The sequence below is a fragment of the Halorubrum sp. 2020YC2 genome, assembly GCF_018623055.1.
In the GTDB taxonomy this organism is placed as follows: Archaea; Halobacteriota; Halobacteria; order Halobacteriales; family Haloferacaceae; genus Halorubrum.
This window is the reverse complement of the sequence record NZ_CP076019.1, coordinates 1,189,555-1,207,370: the sequence shown is the minus strand read 5'-3', so window position 1 is coordinate 1,207,370 and position 17,816 is coordinate 1,189,555. Positions and strand designations below refer to the sequence as shown.

17 protein-coding genes are annotated in these 17,816 nt (G+C 70.8%); 12 read left to right on the top strand and 5 right to left on the bottom strand.

From position 1 onward, the window contains the following. Window positions 1-59: 59 nt before the first annotated feature. Window positions 60-635 carry an acetyltransferase gene (locus tag KI388_RS05920; protein WP_215088430.1) on the top strand — a complete coding sequence of 192 codons (576 nt, stop codon included), beginning with the start codon at window positions 60-62 and terminating at the stop codon, window positions 633-635. On the opposite strand, the gene KI388_RS05915 is transcribed toward KI388_RS05920, so the two are convergent. Next, a complete protein-coding gene (locus KI388_RS05915) occupies window positions 632-937 on the bottom strand; it encodes a DUF5798 family protein (RefSeq protein WP_215088429.1) in 306 nt (101 codons plus the stop codon). The two genes, KI388_RS05920 and KI388_RS05915, sit on opposite strands and share 4 nt — an antisense overlap. A 138-nt stretch (window positions 938-1,075) precedes the next feature. Here KI388_RS05915 and surE point away from each other — a divergent pair, with 138 nt between their 5' ends. Further along, window positions 1,076-1,870 carry a 5'/3'-nucleotidase SurE gene (gene surE / locus KI388_RS05910; RefSeq protein WP_215088428.1) on the top strand — a complete coding sequence of 265 codons (795 nt, stop codon included), beginning with the start codon at window positions 1,076-1,078 and terminating at the stop codon, window positions 1,868-1,870. Window positions 1,871-1,891: 21 nt separating this feature from the next. On the opposite strand, the gene KI388_RS05905 is transcribed toward surE, so the two are convergent. After that, window positions 1,892-2,575, bottom strand: coding sequence for a nucleotide exchange factor GrpE (locus KI388_RS05905; RefSeq protein ID WP_215088427.1), 684 nt, complete (start codon window positions 2,573-2,575; stop codon window positions 1,892-1,894). Between the two features lie 169 nt (window positions 2,576-2,744). Here KI388_RS05905 and KI388_RS05900 point away from each other — a divergent pair, with 169 nt between their 5' ends. The 4 genes from KI388_RS05900 (at window position 2,745) to KI388_RS05885 (ending at window position 5,460) form a co-directional block, all read left to right on the top strand. Then, on the top strand, window positions 2,745-3,734 hold the full coding sequence (locus KI388_RS05900) for a DUF1028 domain-containing protein (RefSeq protein WP_215088426.1): 990 nt from the start codon (window positions 2,745-2,747) through the stop codon (window positions 3,732-3,734). 84 nt (window positions 3,735-3,818) lie between these two features. Continuing rightward, window positions 3,819-4,415: a class I SAM-dependent methyltransferase gene (locus KI388_RS05895; protein WP_215088425.1), complete on the top strand. Its 597-nt coding sequence runs from the start codon at window positions 3,819-3,821 to the stop codon at window positions 4,413-4,415. A 93-nt stretch (window positions 4,416-4,508) separates the two neighbouring features. Continuing rightward, window positions 4,509-4,832 (top strand): BolA family protein, encoded by a 324-nt coding sequence (locus KI388_RS05890; protein ID WP_215088424.1) that lies wholly within the window; start codon window positions 4,509-4,511, stop codon window positions 4,830-4,832. A gap of 94 nt (window positions 4,833-4,926) precedes the next feature. Continuing rightward, window positions 4,927-5,460, top strand: coding sequence for a hypothetical protein (locus KI388_RS05885; protein WP_215088423.1), 534 nt, complete (start codon window positions 4,927-4,929; stop codon window positions 5,458-5,460). Between the two features lie 14 nt (window positions 5,461-5,474). Here the strand turns inward: KI388_RS05885 and KI388_RS05880 are convergent, their stop codons facing one another. Continuing rightward, complete coding sequence (locus KI388_RS05880; protein WP_215088422.1) at window positions 5,475-6,071, bottom strand: hypothetical protein; 597 nt, start codon at window positions 6,069-6,071, stop codon at window positions 5,475-5,477. Window positions 6,072-6,263: 192 nt separating this feature from the next. On the opposite strand from KI388_RS05880, the gene KI388_RS05875 reads away from it, so the two are divergent. From KI388_RS05875 to KI388_RS05850, 6 genes are all read left to right on the top strand, one after another. Further along, window positions 6,264-7,673, top strand: a complete 1,410-nt coding sequence (locus KI388_RS05875; protein WP_215088421.1) for a class II fumarate hydratase — start codon at window positions 6,264-6,266, stop codon at window positions 7,671-7,673. Window positions 7,674-7,768: 95 nt separating this feature from the next. Further along, complete coding sequence (gene sucC / locus KI388_RS05870; protein ID WP_215088420.1) at window positions 7,769-8,914, top strand: ADP-forming succinate--CoA ligase subunit beta; 1,146 nt, start codon at window positions 7,769-7,771, stop codon at window positions 8,912-8,914. 79 nt (window positions 8,915-8,993) lie between these two features. Next, window positions 8,994-9,863 carry a succinate--CoA ligase subunit alpha gene (gene sucD / locus KI388_RS05865; protein WP_215088419.1) on the top strand — a complete coding sequence of 290 codons (870 nt, stop codon included), beginning with the start codon at window positions 8,994-8,996 and terminating at the stop codon, window positions 9,861-9,863. Window positions 9,864-9,965: 102 nt separating this feature from the next. Further along, window positions 9,966-12,539, top strand: coding sequence for a GAF domain-containing protein (locus tag KI388_RS05860; protein ID WP_215088418.1), 2,574 nt, complete (start codon window positions 9,966-9,968; stop codon window positions 12,537-12,539). 81 nt (window positions 12,540-12,620) lie between these two features. Further along, the gene (locus tag KI388_RS05855) at window positions 12,621-12,929 is read left to right on the top strand and encodes a helix-turn-helix domain-containing protein (RefSeq protein WP_215088417.1); all 309 of its coding nucleotides are present in this window, start codon (window positions 12,621-12,623) and stop codon (window positions 12,927-12,929) included. Between the two features lie 90 nt (window positions 12,930-13,019). Then, window positions 13,020-14,342: a tRNA (N(6)-L-threonylcarbamoyladenosine(37)-C(2))-methylthiotransferase gene (locus tag KI388_RS05850; protein ID WP_215088416.1), complete on the top strand. Its 1,323-nt coding sequence runs from the start codon at window positions 13,020-13,022 to the stop codon at window positions 14,340-14,342. A 91-nt stretch (window positions 14,343-14,433) separates the two neighbouring features. Here the strand turns inward: KI388_RS05850 and KI388_RS05845 are convergent, their stop codons facing one another. Together KI388_RS05845 and KI388_RS05840 are read right to left on the bottom strand one after the other, a co-directional pair. After that, window positions 14,434-15,516, bottom strand: coding sequence for a HAMP domain-containing sensor histidine kinase (locus KI388_RS05845; protein WP_215088415.1), 1,083 nt, complete (start codon window positions 15,514-15,516; stop codon window positions 14,434-14,436). 60 nt (window positions 15,517-15,576) lie between these two features. Further along, the gene (locus KI388_RS05840) at window positions 15,577-17,655 is read right to left on the bottom strand and encodes a long-chain fatty acid--CoA ligase (RefSeq protein ID WP_215088414.1); all 2,079 of its coding nucleotides are present in this window, start codon (window positions 17,653-17,655) and stop codon (window positions 15,577-15,579) included. Between the last annotated feature and the right edge of the window lie 161 nt (window positions 17,656-17,816).

Genomic DNA, 17,816 nt, shown 5'->3' with positions numbered 1-17,816 from the left:
TTCCAGACCGCCGCGGCCGGGGAGCGACCCTTTTATTCTCCCCGTCCGAACGACGTGACGTGACAGACGACGACGCGGCCGCGACGCCCGCGGATCCGGACGCGCCGCGCGACGACGCCGACTCGCCCCGGAGCGACCGCCTCGACCGGTTCCCGACGCCGGGCGCGCGCAACTCCCTGTGGTCGTGGCCGGACGCGAAGTCGCCGCTCGCGGTCGTCCGCAACTACGTGGTCATCGTGCTCGCGCGGATCTGCCCGAGCCTCCGGCTGAAGAACCGGCTGCTGCGGTCGATCGGCGTCACGGTCGGCACGGGGGTCGCGTGGGGGCTGGAGTCGACCCCGGACGTGTTCTGGCCCGAGCGGATCCGCGTCGACGACGACGCGATAATCGGCTACGACGCCACGCTGCTGTGCCACGAGTTCCTCCATGAGGAGTACCGGCTGGGCGACGTGGTCGTCGAGGAGGAGGCGATGGTCGGCGCGGGCGCGGTCGTCCTCCCCGGGGTCACCGTCGGGGAGGGCGCGCGCGTCGCGGCGAACTCGCTCGTCGCGGCGGACGTGCCGCCGGGCGCGACCGTCGCGGGCGTCCCCGCCGAGGTGGTCTCCCGGGCGGGGGAAGGCGCCGGCGACGATTAAGCGGGGTCCGCGTCGACCGCGTCGTCGTCCGAGTCGCCCCCGGCCGCCGACTCCTCGGCGTCGGTGATGTGCGCCTCGGTGCTCACGCGCTCTAAGTCGACCCCGACCTCCCTGGCGACGGCGTCGAGGACGGCGCGCTGTTCGGCCATCTCGTTTTCGAGCGTCTTGACGCGCTCGGAGGTGTCTATCACCGTCTCCTGCGTCTCGTCCACCTCGTCGCGGAGCTCGCTGATCTTCTTGTAGGTGCGCTCCGCGCGGTCGGCCAGCGTCTGGATCTTCTTCGCGGTGTCCCCGAATCCCATATCGGTCCGTCGGCCCGGCGATACGTGTGCTTTTCCGTTCGACGCCGGAGCCGGCCCCGGTCCGCGGCCGCGGTCGGCTCGCCCTCGTCGCGCCCGGACCGACGGTGGACTTTTGCCCGACTCGCCCCTGGTACGGGTATGACCGTCGACCGGATCCTGTTGACCAACGACGACGGCGTCGACGCCGCGGGGCTGCGCGCGCTGTACGACGCGCTGGCGACCGAGTACGCGGTGACCGTCGTCGCGCCGGCCGACGACCAGTCCTCGGTCGGGCGGCGCCTCTCGGCCGACGCCGCCGTCGACGACCACGAGCTCGGGTACGTCGTCGAGGGCACCCCCGTCGACTGCGTCGTCGCGGGGCTGGACGAACTCGTCCCCGAGGCGGACCTGGTCGTCGCCGGCTGTAACGAGGGCGCGAACCTCGGCGCCTACACGCTCGGGCGGTCCGGGACCGTCTCGGCCGCGGTCGAGGCGGCGTTCTTCGGCGTGCCAGCGGTCGCGACGTCGATGTACGTGCCCGGCGGCGACGACTGGTGGAAGCGGGAGTTCGAGGGCGCCGACTTCGCGCACGCGGCCCGCGCGACGGAGTTCCTCGTCGACGAGGCGGCCGGCGCCGGGGTGTTCGAGCGCGCGGACTACCTCAACGTCAACGCGCCCATCGCGGACGCGGACCGCGCGCCGCTCCGCGTCACGACGCCCTCGACGTGGTACGGGATGCACGCGGAGCGGAACGGCGACGGCCGCGTCGGCTTCTCGGACCCGATCTGGGGCCGGATGAACGACGGCGACGTGCCGGACGACGTCGGGACCGACCGCCGGGCCGTCGTCGACGGCGAGGTGTCCGTCTCGCCGCTTTCGGTGCCGCACGCGGCCGAGCCGAACGCGGGCCTCGACGAGCTGATCGACGGCTACGAGGCGGCGGTTCGGTCTTGAAAAGCGAGCCTCGTCGTCGCGCTACTCACCGTCGCCGGTGCTGACGGTCACCTTCGCCTCGCTCAGCACGCGGTCGCCCATCTCGTACCCCGGCTCGTACACCTCGTGGACCGTCCCCTCGGGCCGGTCGCTGTCGACGCGGAGCATCACCTGGTGGCGCGCGGGGTCGACCTCCTCGCCCGGCTCCGGCGCTATCGACTCGACGCCCTCCTCCGCGAGCACCTCGTCGAACTTCTCTAACGTCGACTCGACGCCGGGGCGGAGGTCGCTCCCCTCCTCTTGGTCGAGCGCGCGCAGGAGGTCGTTCCGGACCGGGGCGAGCCGCTCGACGAGCGCCTCCGAGGCGCGCTCGCGGATCTCGTCTTGCTTCCGCTTCGCGCGCTCCTTGTAGTTGCTGAAGTCCGCCTTCACGCGGGCGAGCTTGCTCTTCAGCTCCTCCGCCTCCTCGTCGCGCTCGCGGAGCGCCGCTCGGGCCTCCGCGAGGTCCGCCTCCATGGCCGCGACCTCGCGCGCGAGCGCCGCGTCGTGTTCCGCGACGGCCGCCGCGAGCGCCTCCTCGTCTCGGCGGGCGTCGCCGTCGGCGGGCCCGCCGTCGGCCGACTCGGCGCTCCCTTCCTCGGCGGTCGCCTCCGCCGTGCCGTTCGTTCTCGCGGCGTCGCCCTCGGCGTCGGGGGTCTCGACATCGACGGCGTCGTCGTCGCTCATACCCGATCGAAGTCGGTCGGCGGGCATAAGCGTTCAGAACCGCGACGCCGAGAGCCCGCCCTCGCCTCTGAGACCGGGTACGCGCGGCGGTGGACCGTCCGCGCTCGCCCGACCCGCCCGCCACGCGACGGGCGGATTTATGATCGCGGCGGCCCACGACCGATCCCGCATGCCAGCTCGACCCTCGACCTTCTCGATCGCCGCCCGGGACCCGGAGACGGGCGCGGTCGGCGTCGCCGTCCAGTCGAAGTTCGTCGGCGTCGGCGCCGTCGTCCCGTTCGTGAGCGCGGACGCGGGCGCGGTCGCCACGCAGAGCTTCGCGAACGTCGCCTACGGTCCCGACGGTCTCGACCTGCTCCGCGAGGGCCGCGCGCCCGCCGAGGCGATCGACCGACTCACGGCCGACGACGACGAGGCGCCCTCGCGTCAGGTCGGGATCGTCGGCGTCGACCCCGACGACTCCCCCGCGGCGTTCACGGGCGAGGAGTGTCACGACCACGCCGGCGACCGGCAGGGCGACCACTACACGGTTCAGGGGAACATCTTGGAGAACGCCGACACCCTCGACGCGATGGCCGAGGCGTTCGAGGCGACCGACGGCGGCCTCCCGGAGCGGCTGATCGCGGCGCTCCACGCGGGCAACGGGGCCGGGGGCGACAAACGCGGCGAGCAGGCCGCGGCGCTGTACGTCGCGAAGCCCGAGGGCGGCTACGACGGGAGGAACGACCGCTGGGTCGACGTGCGCGTCGACGACCACGAGCGCCCGATCGAGGAGCTAGAGCGGGTGTTCAAGATCTACGACGTGACCCTCCTCGAACGCGAGGCGCCCGACGAGACCCGAGAACTGACCGGTGAGGCGGCCGTCTCGGTCCAGTCGTCGCTCGCGGCCCTCGGGTTCTACGACGGGGAGCCGACCGCCGAGTTCGGCGGCGACGCCCGCGACGCGCTGGAGTCGTTCCGCGGCATGAACAACTTCGAGAACCACTCGCTGCCGGTCTTGGAGGACGCGCTCGCGAGGGGGTGGGAAGGGACCGGCGAATCGGACGGATCGGCGGACTCGGGCGCTTCTGCGACGGACCCCGACGCCTCCGCGACGGACCCGGAGACGCGGCTGGTCGACGCGATCTGGCGCGGGCTCTCGCGGCTCGACCGCGTCTGACGGGCTCGGCGGGCGCCGTCTCCGAGGCCGGTCAGCGTCGCCGCACTCGCAACGCCTAAGCGTCGGCTGGCGGCTACGAGTCGCATGGGACGATTCCAGAACACGGGGCAGCCGGACTGGGACTGGTGGGGCCGCGTGTGGCCCACGCCGGGCGAGACGCTGCGTGAACTCGGGCTCGAACCCGGGGATACCGCCGCCGAGATCGGCAGCGGGAACGGCTACTTCGCGCTCCCCGCCGCGCGCGTTGCCGACCCCGGGACCGTCTACGCCGTCGACGTCGACGCGAGCCTTCTGGCCGAACTCGAACGCCTCGCGGACGCGCAGGGGATCGCGAACGTCGCGGGCGTCGAGGGCGACGCGCGCGACCTCGCCGGCCTCCTCCCGGAGCCGGTCGACGTCGGCCTCCTCCTGAACGCCTTTCACGGGATTCCGGAGCCGGAGTCGTTCGTATCGGGAATCTCCGAGGCGCTCGCTCCCGGCGGTCGCCTCGTCGTCGTCAACTGGCGCGACCGACCGCGCGCGGAGACGCGGGTCGAGGGGGAGCCGCGCGGGCCGCCCACCGACCTCCGGCTGTCGCCCGCGGCGACCCGCGAGGTCGTCGAGGACGCGCCCGGCGACCTGACGCTCGCTCGCGAGGTCGACCTCCCGCCGTTCCACTACGGACTCGTCTTCGAGCGGTAGGCTGGTTCGACGCGGCCGTCGGAGCGTCCCTCCCGCGCGCGAGGCGCCGCGGCGGGCCGGTCGACTTTTGCCCGTCCGCGACCGAGCGGGACCATGACCATCGAACCCGACGCGGTCGCGGACCTCATCGAGGAGCACCTCCCCGACGCGGTCGCCAGCGTGACCGCGCCCCGGATCCACAACGACGAGGACGAGGACGCCCACTTCGCGGCGGTCGTCGTCTCGCCCGCCTTCGAGGGCGAGTCGCTCGTCGACCAGCACCAGCGCGTGTACGACGCGGTGGGCGACCACATGACGCAGTCGGTCCACGCCTTGGAGATCAAGACGTACACCCCCGAGGCGTACGCGGAACACGGCGACGGCGCCCTCGCCGCCGACCTCCGCGAGGCGGGGCTGTTCCCGGTCGACGAGGCCTGACTCTCCGACTCGCCCGCCGCCGCACCGCGACCGTTCGCTCCCGCCCCTCCACTGCTCCACCCCTCCACCCTTCACCCCTCCACCCTCCACACCGATGCGATCGGCACTCGTCCGCGCCCTCCGCGGGATCTGCTCTGCGGTCTCGCTGCTGGCGTTCGTCGCGCTCTTCCTCGCCGTCGAAGCGCGCGTCACTTCTCCGGCGGTCCTCCTCGGCCTCGCCGCGGTCGGCGCGGTCTCGCTCCTCGCGGCCAGCGGCCGGTCCGGGATTCGGCGCCTGCTCGGGCGCGACGGAGACGGGACCGCGACGGGCGGCGATCCGCCCGCCGAGGGGGACGCGTGGCTCGACGAGTCGGTCGAGGACACCCCGTGGACCGACCGGGCGGACCGCGCGCGCGACGAGGCGGAGACCGACTGGCCGCTCGCGCGGCTCGAACCCGCGCTCGACGACGCGTGGAACCGGTGGTCCGACGCCGCGTTGACGCTCGGGCTGGCGGCCCTCGGCGTCGGGTCCTTCGCCCTCCTCGCCACCCACCCGGGCGACGACCCGCCGCTCGGGCTGGTGCTCCTGCTGCTGTTCGGACTCAACGGGGCGCTCGTGACGCTCCCGTTCCTGTTTAAAGAGGACTGACGGGACGCTTCCGGTCAGCCGTCGTCCCGGTCGTCCGTCGCGGTCGGCCCGCTGGTTTCACCCGCTTCGCCGTCGGACTCCCCGCCCGCGACGCGGTCGGCGACCAGTTCGGCCAGCGGGTCCACCGTGACGGTCAGGCGGGCGACGAGGAACACCGCGGGGACGAGCGCGACGAACAGGAAGGCGGCGTCGTACGCCCACGCGGCGCCGCTCAGGAGGGGGACCGCGACGCCGACCAGCCCGTGGTACGCGACGAGGACCGCCCCGAAGACGACGAGCCAGTAGGCCATCCCGCCGGCGTTCTCCGCGATCCGGTCCGGCGGCGCGTCCGTCTCGGCGTCGTCGCCCCGCCCGCCGAGGGCCAGCCGCGTCAACAGCGCGAACTTCGGCGCGGCGTACAGGAGGATCCCCGCCACCGCGAGCGCGACGACGGCCGTCGTGACCGCGGCGAACGTCACGGGCGCGAACGGGACGAGGCGGTCTATCCCCGGAAGCAGCGTGACGACCGCGAGAGCGCCGACGACCGCCAACGCGCCGATCAGGAGCCTGCTCGCCGACCTGACCGCGTCGCGGTCGAGCGCCGTTCCGATCGCTGAGTCGTTCGAACCCATGTGCGCCCGGCCGTTGGCGACGGACCGGTATATAAGCGGAAAGCGTTTGCGCCGATTTTCGGCCGTTTGTCCGCGATTCAGCTCGTCGCCTCTCCTGTCTCTCGGCACCGAGTCTCTTGGTACCGAATCACATTATTCCCGTAGTTGGCGGCTTCCAGTACCTTTTACAGCGTCTCGCGGGAAGGTCGGCGCATGGGTGACGACTACCGCACGGAGGAGGACAGTCTCGGCGAGATGCAGGTGCCGGCGGACGCCTACTGGGGGGCACAGACCCAGCGCGCCGTCGAGAACTTCCCCGTATCGGGCATTGGCATGAGCCGGCGGTTCGTCCGCGCGCTCGGCGTCGTGAAGAAGGCGGCCGCGCAGGCGAACCGCGACCTGGGCCTCGTCGACGAGGACACCGCCGACGCCATCGTCGCCGCCGCCGACGAGGTGATCGCGGGCGAGCACGACGACCAGTTCCCGGTCGACGTGTTCCAGACCGGATCCGGCACCTCCTCGAACATGAACGCCAACGAGGTGATCGCCAACCGCGCGGCCGAGATCGCGGGCGCGGAGATCGGCGACCGCGTCGTCCACCCCAACGACCACGTCAACTACGGGCAGTCGAGCAACGACGTGATCCCGACGGCGATGCACGTCGCCGCCCTCGAGGCGGTCGAGAAGGACCTCGTCCCCGCCTTGGAGACGCTCCACGCCGAGCTCGAGGCCAAGGAGACCGAGTTCGACGGGGTCGTCAAGACGGGGCGGACGCACCTCCAGGACGCCACCCCGCTCCGGCTCGGGCAGGAGTTCGGCGGCTACCGGACGCAGGTCGCGAAAGGGATCGAGCGCGCCGAGGACGTCCAGTCGAACCTCCGCGAACTCGCCCTCGGCGGCACCGCGGTCGGGACCGGGCTCAACACCCACCCCGAGTTCCCCGAACTCGCCGCGGAGTACATCTCCGACGAGACCGGGACAGAGTTCCGCGAGGCGGAAAACCATTTCGAGGCGCAGGCGGCCCACGACGCGATGGCGGAGGCGCACGGCGCGCTCCGCACGGTCGCGGGCAGCCTCAACAAGATGGCCAACGACCTCCGGCTGCTCGCCTCCGGGCCGCGGAACGGCCTCGGTGAGGTCGAACAGCCGGAGAACCAGCCCGGCTCCTCGATCATGCCCGGGAAGATCAACCCGGTCGTCGCGGAGTCGGTCAATCAGGTCCACAAGCAGGTCGTCGGCAACGACGCCGCCGTCTCCGCGGGCGCCGCGCGCGGCGAGATCGACTTGAACCTCTACAAACCGGTCATCGCGCACAACTTCCTCGAATCCGCGGAGCTGCTCTCGAACGTCGCCGCGACGTTCGGGGAGCGCTTCGTCGCGAAGCTGGAGGCCAACGAGGAGTTCGCCCGCGAGCGCGTCGAGCAGTCGATGGCGCTGGCGACCGCCCTGAACCCCGCGATCGGCTACGACAAGGCGAGCAAGGTCGCGAAGAAGGCGCTCGCGGAGGACAAAAGCGTCCGCGAGGTCGCCGTGAGCGAGGGGTACCTCACCGAGGTGGAGGCCGACGAGGTGCTCGACCCCGAGTCGATGACCCACCGCGTCATCCTCGGCGACGAGGACTGAGCGAGCCGAACTCCCGGATCGCCCGCCCGTCCCGGCGCGGTCGCTCGCGCCGGATCGGAACCATTTAAGCCGATGTCGGTTCCGATCCCACACGGATGAAACTTCACGAATATCAAGCGAAGTCTCTCTTCGCGGACGCCGGGATCCCCGTCCCGGACTCCCGGCTCGCGACGAGCGTCGACGAGGCGCTCGACGCCGTCGACGAGATCGGCTACCCGGCCGCGATCAAGGCGCAGGTCCACGTGGGCGGCCGCGGCAAGGCCGGCGGGATCAAGATCGCGACCGACCGCGAGGAAGCGGAGCAGTACGCCGACGAGATCCTCGGCATGGACCTGAAGGGGTACACCGTCGATCAGGTCCTCGTCGAGGCCGGCGTCGACTTCGTCGACGAGCTGTACGTCGGCGTCACGATGGACCGCGGCGAGGGGAAGCCCGTCCTGATGGTGTCGACCGAGGGCGGCGTGAACATCGAGGAGGTCGCGGAGGAGAACCCCGACGCGATCGCGCGAGAGCACGTCGACCCCGCGTTCGGGCTTCACCCGTATCAGGCCCGGAAGGTCGTCTACGAGGCGGGCGTCGACGCCGACGTGGCGCTCGACGTGGCCTCGATCCTCTCGACGCTGTACGACCTCTACGAGGAGAACGACGCCTCCGAGATCGAGGTCAACCCCGTCATGATCACGGGCGACCGCGACGTCGTCGCCGCCGACGCCGTGATGAACATCGACGAGGACGCGCTGTTCCGCCAGCCCGACCTCGCTGAGATGGCCGAGGAGTCCTACGAGGACGACCTCGAACGCAAGGCCGGCGAGTACGGCTTCGACTACGTCCGCCTCTCGGGCAACGTCGGCATCATCGGCAACGGCGCCGGGCTGGTGATGACGACGCTCGATCTGGTCGACTACTACGGCGGCGCGCCCGCCAACTTCCTCGACATCGGCGGCGGCGCGAAGGCCGAGCGCGTCACGCAGGCGCTCGACATGGTGTTCTCCGACGACAACGTCGACGCCGTCGTCTTCAACATCTTCGGCGGGATCACCCGCGGCGACGAGGTCGCGAAGGGGATCAACGAGGCCTTAGAGCAGTTCGACGAGATCCCCAAGAAGGTGGTCGTCCGGCTCGCCGGCACGAACGCCGAGGAGGGGATGGAGATCTTAAACACCGACCTCGTCGAGGTCGAGAAGACGCTGGAGGACGCGGTCCAGCGCGCGGTGAAGAACGCGGAAGAGGTGACCCAATGAGTTCTATCGTACGTTCACTCGCTCCCGACGGTCGCTCGTTCACGAACGATAACCTCACACTCACCACGGGGTGGTTCGCGTGAGCATTTTCGTCGACGACGACACCAGAGTAGTGGTCCAGGGGATCACCGGCGGGGAAGGGAAGTTCCACGCCGGCCAGATGATTGAGTACGGCACCAACGTCGTCGCCGGCGCGGTGCCCGGCAAGGGCGGGCAGGAGGTCGACGGCGTCCCGGTGTACGACACCGTCGACGAGGCCGTCGAGGCGGAGGACGCGGACGCCTCCGTGGTCTTCGTGCCGCCGGCGTTCGCCGCCGACGCGGTGTTCGAGGCGCTCGACACCGACCTCGACCTCGCGGTCGCGATCACGGAGGGAATCCCGACGCAGGACATGGCGAAGGTGAACAAGCGCCTGAGCGAGACGGACACGCGCCTGCTCGGCCCGAACTGTCCCGGGATCATCACGCCCGGCGAGGCGAAGCTCGGCATCCTCCCCGGCAACATCTTCTCGGAGGGGAACGTCGGGCTGGTCTCGCGGTCGGGCACGCTCACCTACCAGGTCGTCGACAACCTCACCGAGCGCGGGCTCGGCCAGTCGACCGCCATCGGCATCGGCGGCGACCCGATCATCGGGACCTCCTTCGTCGACGCCCTGGAGGCGTTCGAGGCCGACTCCGACACCGACGCCGTCGTGATGTGCGGCGAGATCGGCGGGGAGGACGAGGAGCAGGCCGCGAAGTTCATCGGGGAGCACATGGACACGCCGGTCGCCGGCTTCATCGCCGGGCGGACCGCCCCGCCGGGCAAGCGCATGGGCCACGCCGGCGCCATCGTCTCCGGCTCCGGCACGGGCACCGCGCAGTCGAAGATCGACGCGCTCAACGACGCGGGCGTTCCCGTCGGTGACACCCCCGAAGAGGTCGCCGACCACGTCGAGGACTTCCTCTGAGCGCTCGCCGCGCCGTCGATTTTTTAAGCGCCGGACGCGTCCGGTTTTCAGTTCCGGTAGCTGGAGCGAAAGCTAAAATTACCGGTAGCGCGAGGAACACATATGAATACAGGTTCCGGCGATCCACCGTCCGAGGCCGGTTCGGCCGCGCCCGACGCGTCGGGACCGGTCGACGGCGCCGGAAGCCGCGTCCTGTTCGTCGACGACGAGCCGGGGGCGGCCGACCTCGCCGCGACCCACGTCGAACGGCTCGCGGACGACACCGAGGCGGTCACCCGGACGTCGCCGGACGAGGCGCTCGACGTGGTCCGCGAGGGGGGCGTCGACTGCGTCGTCAGCGACTTCGACATGCCGGGCTGTGACGGGCTCGAGTTCCTCGAGGAGGTCCGTGCGATCGACCCCGGACTCCCGTTCGTGTTATTCACCGGGAAGGGGAGCGAGGAGATAGCGAGCGAGGCGATCACGGCCGGCGTCACCGACTACCTCCAGAAGGGGGCCGGCCGGGACCGCTACGAGATGCTGGCGAACAGCGTCGCGAACGCGCTCGGCCGCCGCCGCGCCGAGCGCGACCTCCGCGAGGTGAACGACCAGATCACCGCGATCCACCGGTTCGCGACCGAGCTCTCGGAGGTCGAGGACGTGTCGGCGGTGTCCGACCGCGTCGTCGCCGCGGCCGAGGAGATCCTGGAGTTCAACCGGTGCGTCGTCGCCCGCCGCCGGGGGGACCGACTGGTCCCGACCGCCCGGTCCGAGAGCGTCTCGCCCGACGAGATCCGCGCGTTCGACGTCGACGAGGGGATCGTCGGCTACACGGCCCGGGAGCGGCGGACCGTCGTGGTGGACAACGTCAGCGTCGACCCGGCGGACCCGGACGACTTGGAGGACCCGGCGAGCTCCGGGCCCTCGACTTCCGGCGGCCCGGACCACTACCGGGTGGGCGGACGCGACTCCCTCGACACGACCGCGGTGGCGGACCCGGTCTCCGACGACGTTCGGTCCGCGATCAGCGTACCGATCGGTAAGTACGCGGTGTTTCAGGCGGTGTCGGACGGCTACGCCGCCTTCGACGACCGCGACGTGGAGTTCGCGGAGCTGATCGCGTCACACGCCGCGAACGCGATAGAGCGGATCGAGACGGAGACCGCGCTCCGGACCGAGCGCGACCGACTGGCGGCGCTCTTCGACAACCTCCCGCTCCCGATGGCCCGGACGGTCGTCGGCGCGGACGGCGAGCGGACGCTGGCGCAGACGAACGAGGCCTTCCTGGAGACGTTCGGCTACGACGCCGAGACGTCGGCGTACGAGGAGGTGGTCGACGGGGTCGTCCCGCCCGACCCGACGCGGTTCGACCACGAAGAGCTGATCGCCGCCGACGAGCCGACCCGGCTCGACGTCCGGCGACGGACGACGGACGGGCTCCGGGAGTTCATCCTCCACGCGATCCCCGTCGTCCAGCCGGAGGCGTCGGTCGTCTACTCCATCTACGCCGACATCGACGAGCAGAAGCGCGTCGAGCGGACGCTCAGGAAGCTCCACGCGACGACCCGAGGGATGTTCGACGGCGATGACCGGGAGGAGATCGCCGGAGTGGCCGCCCGCGCGGCGATCGACATCCTCGAGTTCCCGAACAGCGGCGTCCGCCTGTACGACCCGGAGGCGAACGTCCTCCGTCCGACGGCCATAAGCGAGGAGGCCACCGAGGTCTTCGGCGCCCGACCGGCGTTCGGGCCGGGAGACGGCCGGGTCTGGGAGGCGTTCGACTCCGGGCAGCCGGTCGTCGTCGACGACCTCCACGCGGTCGACACCGCGGTCGGCTACGGCGACCTCCGGAGCCTCCTCGCGGTGCCGCTCGGGAACCACGGCGTCATGCCGCTCGGCTCGCGCGAGCCGGACTTCTTCGACGAGACCGACCTCCAACTGGCCCGCGTCCTCGCCGCGAACGTCACGGTCGCGCTCGACCACGCCGAGCGGACCGAACAGCTACGCGACCGCGACGCCGCCCTTCAGCGGGAGATCGACCGGTTAGAGAAGTTCGCCGGGCTGGTCTCGCACGACCTCCGGAACCCGCTCAACGTCGCGTCGGGAGGGACCGACCTGGCTCGGTCGCTGACCGACGACCCGGCCGTCCTCGACGAGCTCGACCGGATCAGCGACGCCCACGAGCGGATGACCCAACTGATAGACGACCTCCTCGCGCTGGCGCGACAGGGACGGACGGTCGACGAGATCGAGTCCGTTCCGCTCGACGCGGCCGCCGAGCGGGCGTGGCGGACCGTCGACACCGAGGGCGCGACGCTCGATGTCTCGTCTGCGACGTCCGCGGTCGACGCCGACCCGGAGCGGCTCCGAACGCTCTTCGAGAATCTGTTCACGAACAGCGTGGAACACGGTTCCACGGGCAGTCGGGCGAAGCCCGGCGATAGCGTCGAGCACGGCTCGACCGGCGACGGTCTCACCGTCTCCGTGGGGTCGCTCCCGGACGGGTTCTACATCGCGGACGACGGGACCGGATTCGACATCGATCCGGACGAGGCGACGAGCTACGGGCGGTCGAGCACGCCGGGCGGGACCGGGTTCGGGCTCGCGATCGTGCGCGAGGTCGCGGCCGCACACGGCTGGGAGATGTCTATCGACGGCGACGACGGCGCCCGTTTCGAGTTCCGGACGGACAACTGATATATAAAAGACCGGGTTGGCGTGCGCGCGCGGCACACAGGCGGGCCACGGTTATGCGCGATTCACCCCTATAAATCGAGTATGGACGAAGGAACTCGCGAGCTGCTCGAACCGCTGCCGCCGAGCGCCAAGCTGGTCTACTACGTGCTCGACGCGGAGGGGCGGTTCGACCAGACCGGTCTCGCCGAGGAGACGCGCCTCTCGACTCGCACCGTCCGGTTCGCGGTCGAGAAGCTCACCGAGGTCGGACTCGTCGAGGAGGGGCTGTGCCCCCGAGACGCCCGTCGATCGGTCTATCAGGCCGTGCCGCCCGCGGAGCGCGACCCCGTCGACGAACCGGAGGCGACGGCCGAGGCCGACGCGCCGGCCGCCGCGGTCGCTGAGGACTGAACCGCCGGGACCGACGCGGGGCGCCGTCGCTCCGTCGACGCCCCGATCCGTCGCGCTTTTGCCCCCGGAACCGGTAGTAAGGGCACTCCGATGGCGACGTACCACATCGAAACCTACGGCTGTAGCTCGAACCGGGGAGAGAGCCGGGAGATCGAGCGCGCCCTCCGCGACGGGGGGCACCGCCCGGCCGACGGCCCGGAAGACGCGGACGTCGCCATCCTCAACACCTGTACCGTCGTCGAGAAGACCGAACGCAACATGCTCCGCCGCGCCGAGGAGCTGTCGGAGACGACCGCCGAACTCGTCGTCACCGGCTGTATGGCGCTCGCGCAGGGCGAGATGTTCGCGGAGGCCGACGTCGACGCCGAGGTCCTCCATTGGGACGAGGTCCCGACCTACGTGCTCAACGGCGAGTGCCCGACGGTCACGCCCGACGCCGAGCCGGTCTTGGACGGCGTCGTCGGCATCCTCCCCATCGCGCGCGGCTGTATGAGCAACTGCTCGTACTGTATCACCAAGTTCGCCACCGGCCGCGTCGACTCCCCGACGATCGAGGAGAACGTCGAGAAGGCCCGCGCGCTGGTCCACGCCGGCGCGAAGGAGATCCGGGTCACCGGGCAGGACACCGGCGTCTACGGCTGGGACAACGGCGACCGGAAGCTCCCGGAGCTGCTCGACCGGATCTGCGACATCGACGGCGAGTTCCGGGTCCGGCTGGGGATGGCGAACCCCGGCGGGATCCACGGGATCCACGAGGAGCTGGCCGACGTGTTCGCGGAAAACGAGGAGCTGTACGACTTCATTCACGCCCCCGTTCAGTCCGGCTCCGACGAGGTGCTCGAAGACATGCGCCGGCAACACCGCGTCGAGAAGTTCCGCGAGGTCGTGGAGACGTTCGACGAGCGGATCGACCACTGGACGCTCTCGACCGACTTCATCGTCGGCTTCCCCACCGAGGACGAGGCGGACCACGAGCGCTCGATGGACCTCCTCGCGGAGGTCCGGCCCGAGAAGATCAACGTCACCCGCTTCTCGAAGCGCCCCGGTACCGACGCCGCCGACATGAAAGGGCTCGGCGGGACGATCAAGAAGGAGCGCTCGAAGGCGATGTCAGAGCTGAAGATGGAGGTCGTCGGGGAGGCGTACGAGTCGATGGTCGGAGAGACCTTCGAGGTGCTCGTCGTCGAGGAGGGGACCGGCGACTCCGTGAAGTGCCGCGACGGCGCCTACCGACAGATCATCGTCCAGGGCGCGGGCGACCGCGGGGTCGAGGTGGGCGACTTCCTCACGGTCGAGGTGACCGGCCACAACACGGTGTACGCGTTCGGGAAGCCCGTGGCGGAGCGAGACTCGGCCGACGGCGACTCCGTCGGGCGCGACGACCGGCCGGAGTCCGCGACCTCGTCGGCGTAGCGGCTCCTCTCGCACGCGCGGAGTGCGCGCCCCGACCCGACCGCCCTCTCGGGTCGAATCGTCACCGGTCGCTCCGGCTTCGGTCCGACGGTCAGAGACTCTCCGGTTCGACGTCGACCGAGCCGCCGGACTCCGGACGCTCGGGCAACTCGATCCGGACCACCGTTCCCTGCGGGTCGTTCTCGTCGAACTCGACCGTTCCGCCCGCCCGGGTCACGGCCCAGTATATCATCCACAGACCGACTCCCTCGGTGTGTTCGAGCGGGGTCTCCTCCGCGTTCCGAAGCGTCCGCCGCTCGATCTGCGGAATGCCTCGGCCGGTGTCTTCGACGGCGAGGTGTATGCCGTCGTCCCGCCACACGCGTACCGTTACCGTCACGCCGTCGTCGTTGTGTTCGACGGCGTTCCGGAGCGCCTCCTCTAAGGCGACCGGGAGCGCCGGGTGCGTCCGGACGACGCAGCGCTCCGGGAGCTCCGTGCGGACGGTCACCGCCGACCCGTCGCCGGGTAACTGAGCCACCTGCTCTTTCACGACGGCGACCAGGTCGAGCGACTGCACGGTGTCCGTCCGCCAGATCGACGCGAGCCGCCGCGTCCGTTCGGTGGTTCCGAGGAGCGCCTCCAAGTGGTCCCGGACGATAGCCGCCTGCTCTCCGGCCTCGGACCTGTCGTCCGCGTCCTCGAGTTCGTCGAGGTACCCGAGCGCCACCGAGAGCTCGTTCCGGATGTTGTGCCGCAACACCCGGTCGTTGATCGAGAGCAGGGTCGCAAGCTCCTGTGCCTCGGTGAGCTGTTCGTCCGACTTCACCGCGTACAGGCCCGCCCGGGAGCCGACCGCCGCCCCGAGGCTGGCGGCGAACGAGAGCAGGAACGAGAGCTTGAACGCGTGGTGTTCGAGCAGCCAGATGAGCCAGACGATCCCGGCGAGGGCGGCGAACGCGAGCGCGGTCCCCGCCCCGATCCGCACCGCTCGCCACCGTCCCGACCGAGAGACCCCCCACCGAGAGAGGTCGTGGACGGTGTAAAACGCGACGCCCGAGAGGGCGAATATCAGCCCGGCTTCGAGCAGGAGTCCGACGTTCCGCTCCCCGAACGCCAGGTGCCGTACGCCCAGCCCGGAGCAGCACCCGCCTAAGGCGGCGAAGCCGTACCGAGGCGGCACACGGAACCCCATCGACGCCTCTACTCTCTCGCGACGGATATCGGTTTCTAGTTCTGTCGGCGCCGAACAGCCCTACTCGCCGTCGTAGATCACCTCGACCTCGTCCGCGAACCGTTCGAGGATGTTCCGCCGCTTCTTCTTCATCGTCGGCGTGAGCAGGTCGTTCGCCTCGGTGAACTCCTCTTCGACGATCCGGAACCGCTTGATCTGCTCGTAGGACTCGAACTCCTCGTTCACCCGGTCGACCTCGGCTTGGATCCGCTCGCGGACGCGGTCGTCGCGGCAGACCGCCGCGCGCTCGTCGGGGAGGTCGACCCCGTTGTCGTCGGCCCACGCCGCCAGCTTCTCGAAGTTCGGCACGATGAGCGCGGAGACGAACTTGCGGCCGTCACCGAGGACGACGCACTGCTCGACGAACTCGTTCGCGGCGAACCGGTCCTCGATCGGCCCGGGCGCGACGTTCTTCCCGGTCGAGAGGACGAGCAGCTGCTTGGCGCGCTCGCGGAAGGCGACGTACCCGTCGGGGCGGAGCTGGACGATGTCGCCGGTGCGGAACCACGGCGCCGCCGCCGCGGCGTCGCGGTCCGGCTCCGCATCCCCCGTCCCGACGCGCTCGCCGGGCGGGGTCCCGGCGGTCACGGCGTCGTCCGGGAGGGCGTCGGGCTCGACGAACGCCTCCGCGGTCGCGTCCGGGCGCTCCCAGTAGCCGTCGGTCACCTGCGGGCCGCGGACGAGCAGCTCGCCGACGTCGCCGGCCAAGTCCGCGACCTCCTCCCCGACGACCGCGCCGTCGATCGCGATCTCGGTGTCGATGACCGGCGGGCCGATGGTCCCGACTTGCGGCTCCTCCGGCGGATTGACGCAGATGACGGGCGACGTCTCGGTCAGGCCGTACCCCTCCAATATCGGCAGGTCCATCGCGTGGTACAGCGCGCAGAGCTCGGCCGACAGCGACCCGCCCCCGGAGATGAAGAAGTCGATGTTACCGCCGATCGCCTCCCGGACCGACGAGAAGACGAGCCGGTCCGCGACCGCCCGCTTGGCGTCGAGGAGGACCCCCGAATCGTCGGCCTCGTGGTGGTCGCGGCCGACCTCGACCGCCCACTCGAAGATGCGCTCTTTCACCGGCGACTCGCTCGCCTGCTCGCGGATCGCGTCGTAGAGCTTCTCGTAGACGCGCGGGACGCTGGTCGTCGTCGTGGGTCGGACCAGCCCGAAGTCCTCCCGCAGCGTGTCGGGGCTCTCCGCGTACGCGACGGTCGCGCCCGCGGCGAACATCATGTAGTGGCCGGCCATCCGCTCGAAGACGTGCGCGAGGGGGAGGAAAGAGAGCGTCGTCGACTGCTCGGAGATCCCGGGGACCTCGGAGTCGCGGTCGGGGCGGTCCGCGAACCGCCGGTAACACTGCGAGACGTTGTCGCGGAAGTTCGCGTGCGTGAGCCGGACGCCCTTCGGCTTCCCGGTCGTGCCGGAGGTGTAGATCAGGCTCGCCAAGTCGCCGGCGTCGACCGCGTCGAGCCACCCCTCGTAGCTCGCCTCGTCGAACGCTTCGGCGCCGCGTTCGTGGACCTCGCCCAGCGTGTACACGTCGTCGACCGGTCCGGCTCCCCCTACCTCGGCCGCGACCGCCTCGGCGTCGACGTCGTCGACGGTCACGATCGCGTCGAGTTCGTGTTCGAGGTCGTCGCGCACCCGGAGCACGTCGGCAAGCATCTCGCGGTCCTCGGCCACGACGACGGTCGCCTCGGGGTCCTCCAAGAGGTACTGGAGCTGGTTCGGGGACGAGGAGGCGTACACGGTCGTCACGGCCGCCCCGGCCGCCAGCGCCGCGAAGTCCGTCTGCGCCCACTCCATGCGGGTCTCCGAGTACACCGCCAGCCGAGTGTCGCCGTCGACGCCCAGTTCGCGGAGCCCGGCAGCGAGGTTCCGGACGATCCCGCGCATCTCGGCGTACGTCAGGTCGGCGTACTCCCCCGCCGGCGCCGACGGCACGACGCCGGCGGCGACGAGCGACCGGTCGTGGATCCCGCCCTTGTACCGCTGCGCGAGCCGATCCGCGTGTCGCTCCGCGGTGTTCTCGAACATTTGCGGGAGCGTCTCCCGGGCGATAGCGGGGTCCGTAAACGCTCGTTCCGATTCCTGCCAACTCATACGACCCCAGTTCCGCCCTACCCTCATAAACGACCCGGTAGTTTGGAGTTTCTCTCCGCGTCCGTCCCTCTCGGGAGCCGGAACGGCGCTACCGCTGGGCTCTCTCCCCGTCGATCCGCGCCTTGCCGTGTCGCGCTGCGGCGCTCGTCGCGCGTCGAACG

Excerpts from the sequence above, each read along its gene's own strand:
- KI388_RS05915 (WP_215088429.1), bottom strand. The coding sequence starts at position 937 with ATGGGATTCGGGGACACCGCGAAGAAGATCCAGACGCTGGCCGACCGC.
- surE (WP_215088428.1), top strand. The coding sequence starts at position 1,076 with ATGACCGTCGACCGGATCCTGTTGACCAACGACGACGGCGTCGACGCC.
- KI388_RS05905 (WP_215088427.1), bottom strand. The coding sequence starts at position 2,575 with ATGAGCGACGACGACGCCGTCGATGTCGAGACCCCCGACGCCGAGGGC.
- KI388_RS05900 (WP_215088426.1), top strand. The coding sequence starts at position 2,745 with ATGCCAGCTCGACCCTCGACCTTCTCGATCGCCGCCCGGGACCCGGAG.
- KI388_RS05895 (WP_215088425.1), top strand. The coding sequence starts at position 3,819 with ATGGGACGATTCCAGAACACGGGGCAGCCGGACTGGGACTGGTGGGGC.
- KI388_RS05890 (WP_215088424.1), top strand. The coding sequence starts at position 4,509 with ATGACCATCGAACCCGACGCGGTCGCGGACCTCATCGAGGAGCACCTC.
- KI388_RS05885 (WP_215088423.1), top strand. The coding sequence starts at position 4,927 with ATGCGATCGGCACTCGTCCGCGCCCTCCGCGGGATCTGCTCTGCGGTC.
- KI388_RS05880 (WP_215088422.1), bottom strand. The coding sequence starts at position 6,071 with ATGGGTTCGAACGACTCAGCGATCGGAACGGCGCTCGACCGCGACGCG.
- KI388_RS05875 (WP_215088421.1), top strand. The coding sequence starts at position 6,264 with ATGGGTGACGACTACCGCACGGAGGAGGACAGTCTCGGCGAGATGCAG.
- sucC (WP_215088420.1), top strand. The coding sequence starts at position 7,769 with ATGAAACTTCACGAATATCAAGCGAAGTCTCTCTTCGCGGACGCCGGG.
- KI388_RS05860 (WP_215088418.1), top strand. The coding sequence starts at position 9,966 with ATGAATACAGGTTCCGGCGATCCACCGTCCGAGGCCGGTTCGGCCGCG.
- KI388_RS05855 (WP_215088417.1), top strand. The coding sequence starts at position 12,621 with ATGGACGAAGGAACTCGCGAGCTGCTCGAACCGCTGCCGCCGAGCGCC.
- KI388_RS05850 (WP_215088416.1), top strand. The coding sequence starts at position 13,020 with ATGGCGACGTACCACATCGAAACCTACGGCTGTAGCTCGAACCGGGGA.
- KI388_RS05845 (WP_215088415.1), bottom strand. The coding sequence starts at position 15,516 with ATGGGGTTCCGTGTGCCGCCTCGGTACGGCTTCGCCGCCTTAGGCGGG.
- KI388_RS05840 (WP_215088414.1), bottom strand. The coding sequence starts at position 17,655 with ATGAGTTGGCAGGAATCGGAACGAGCGTTTACGGACCCCGCTATCGCC.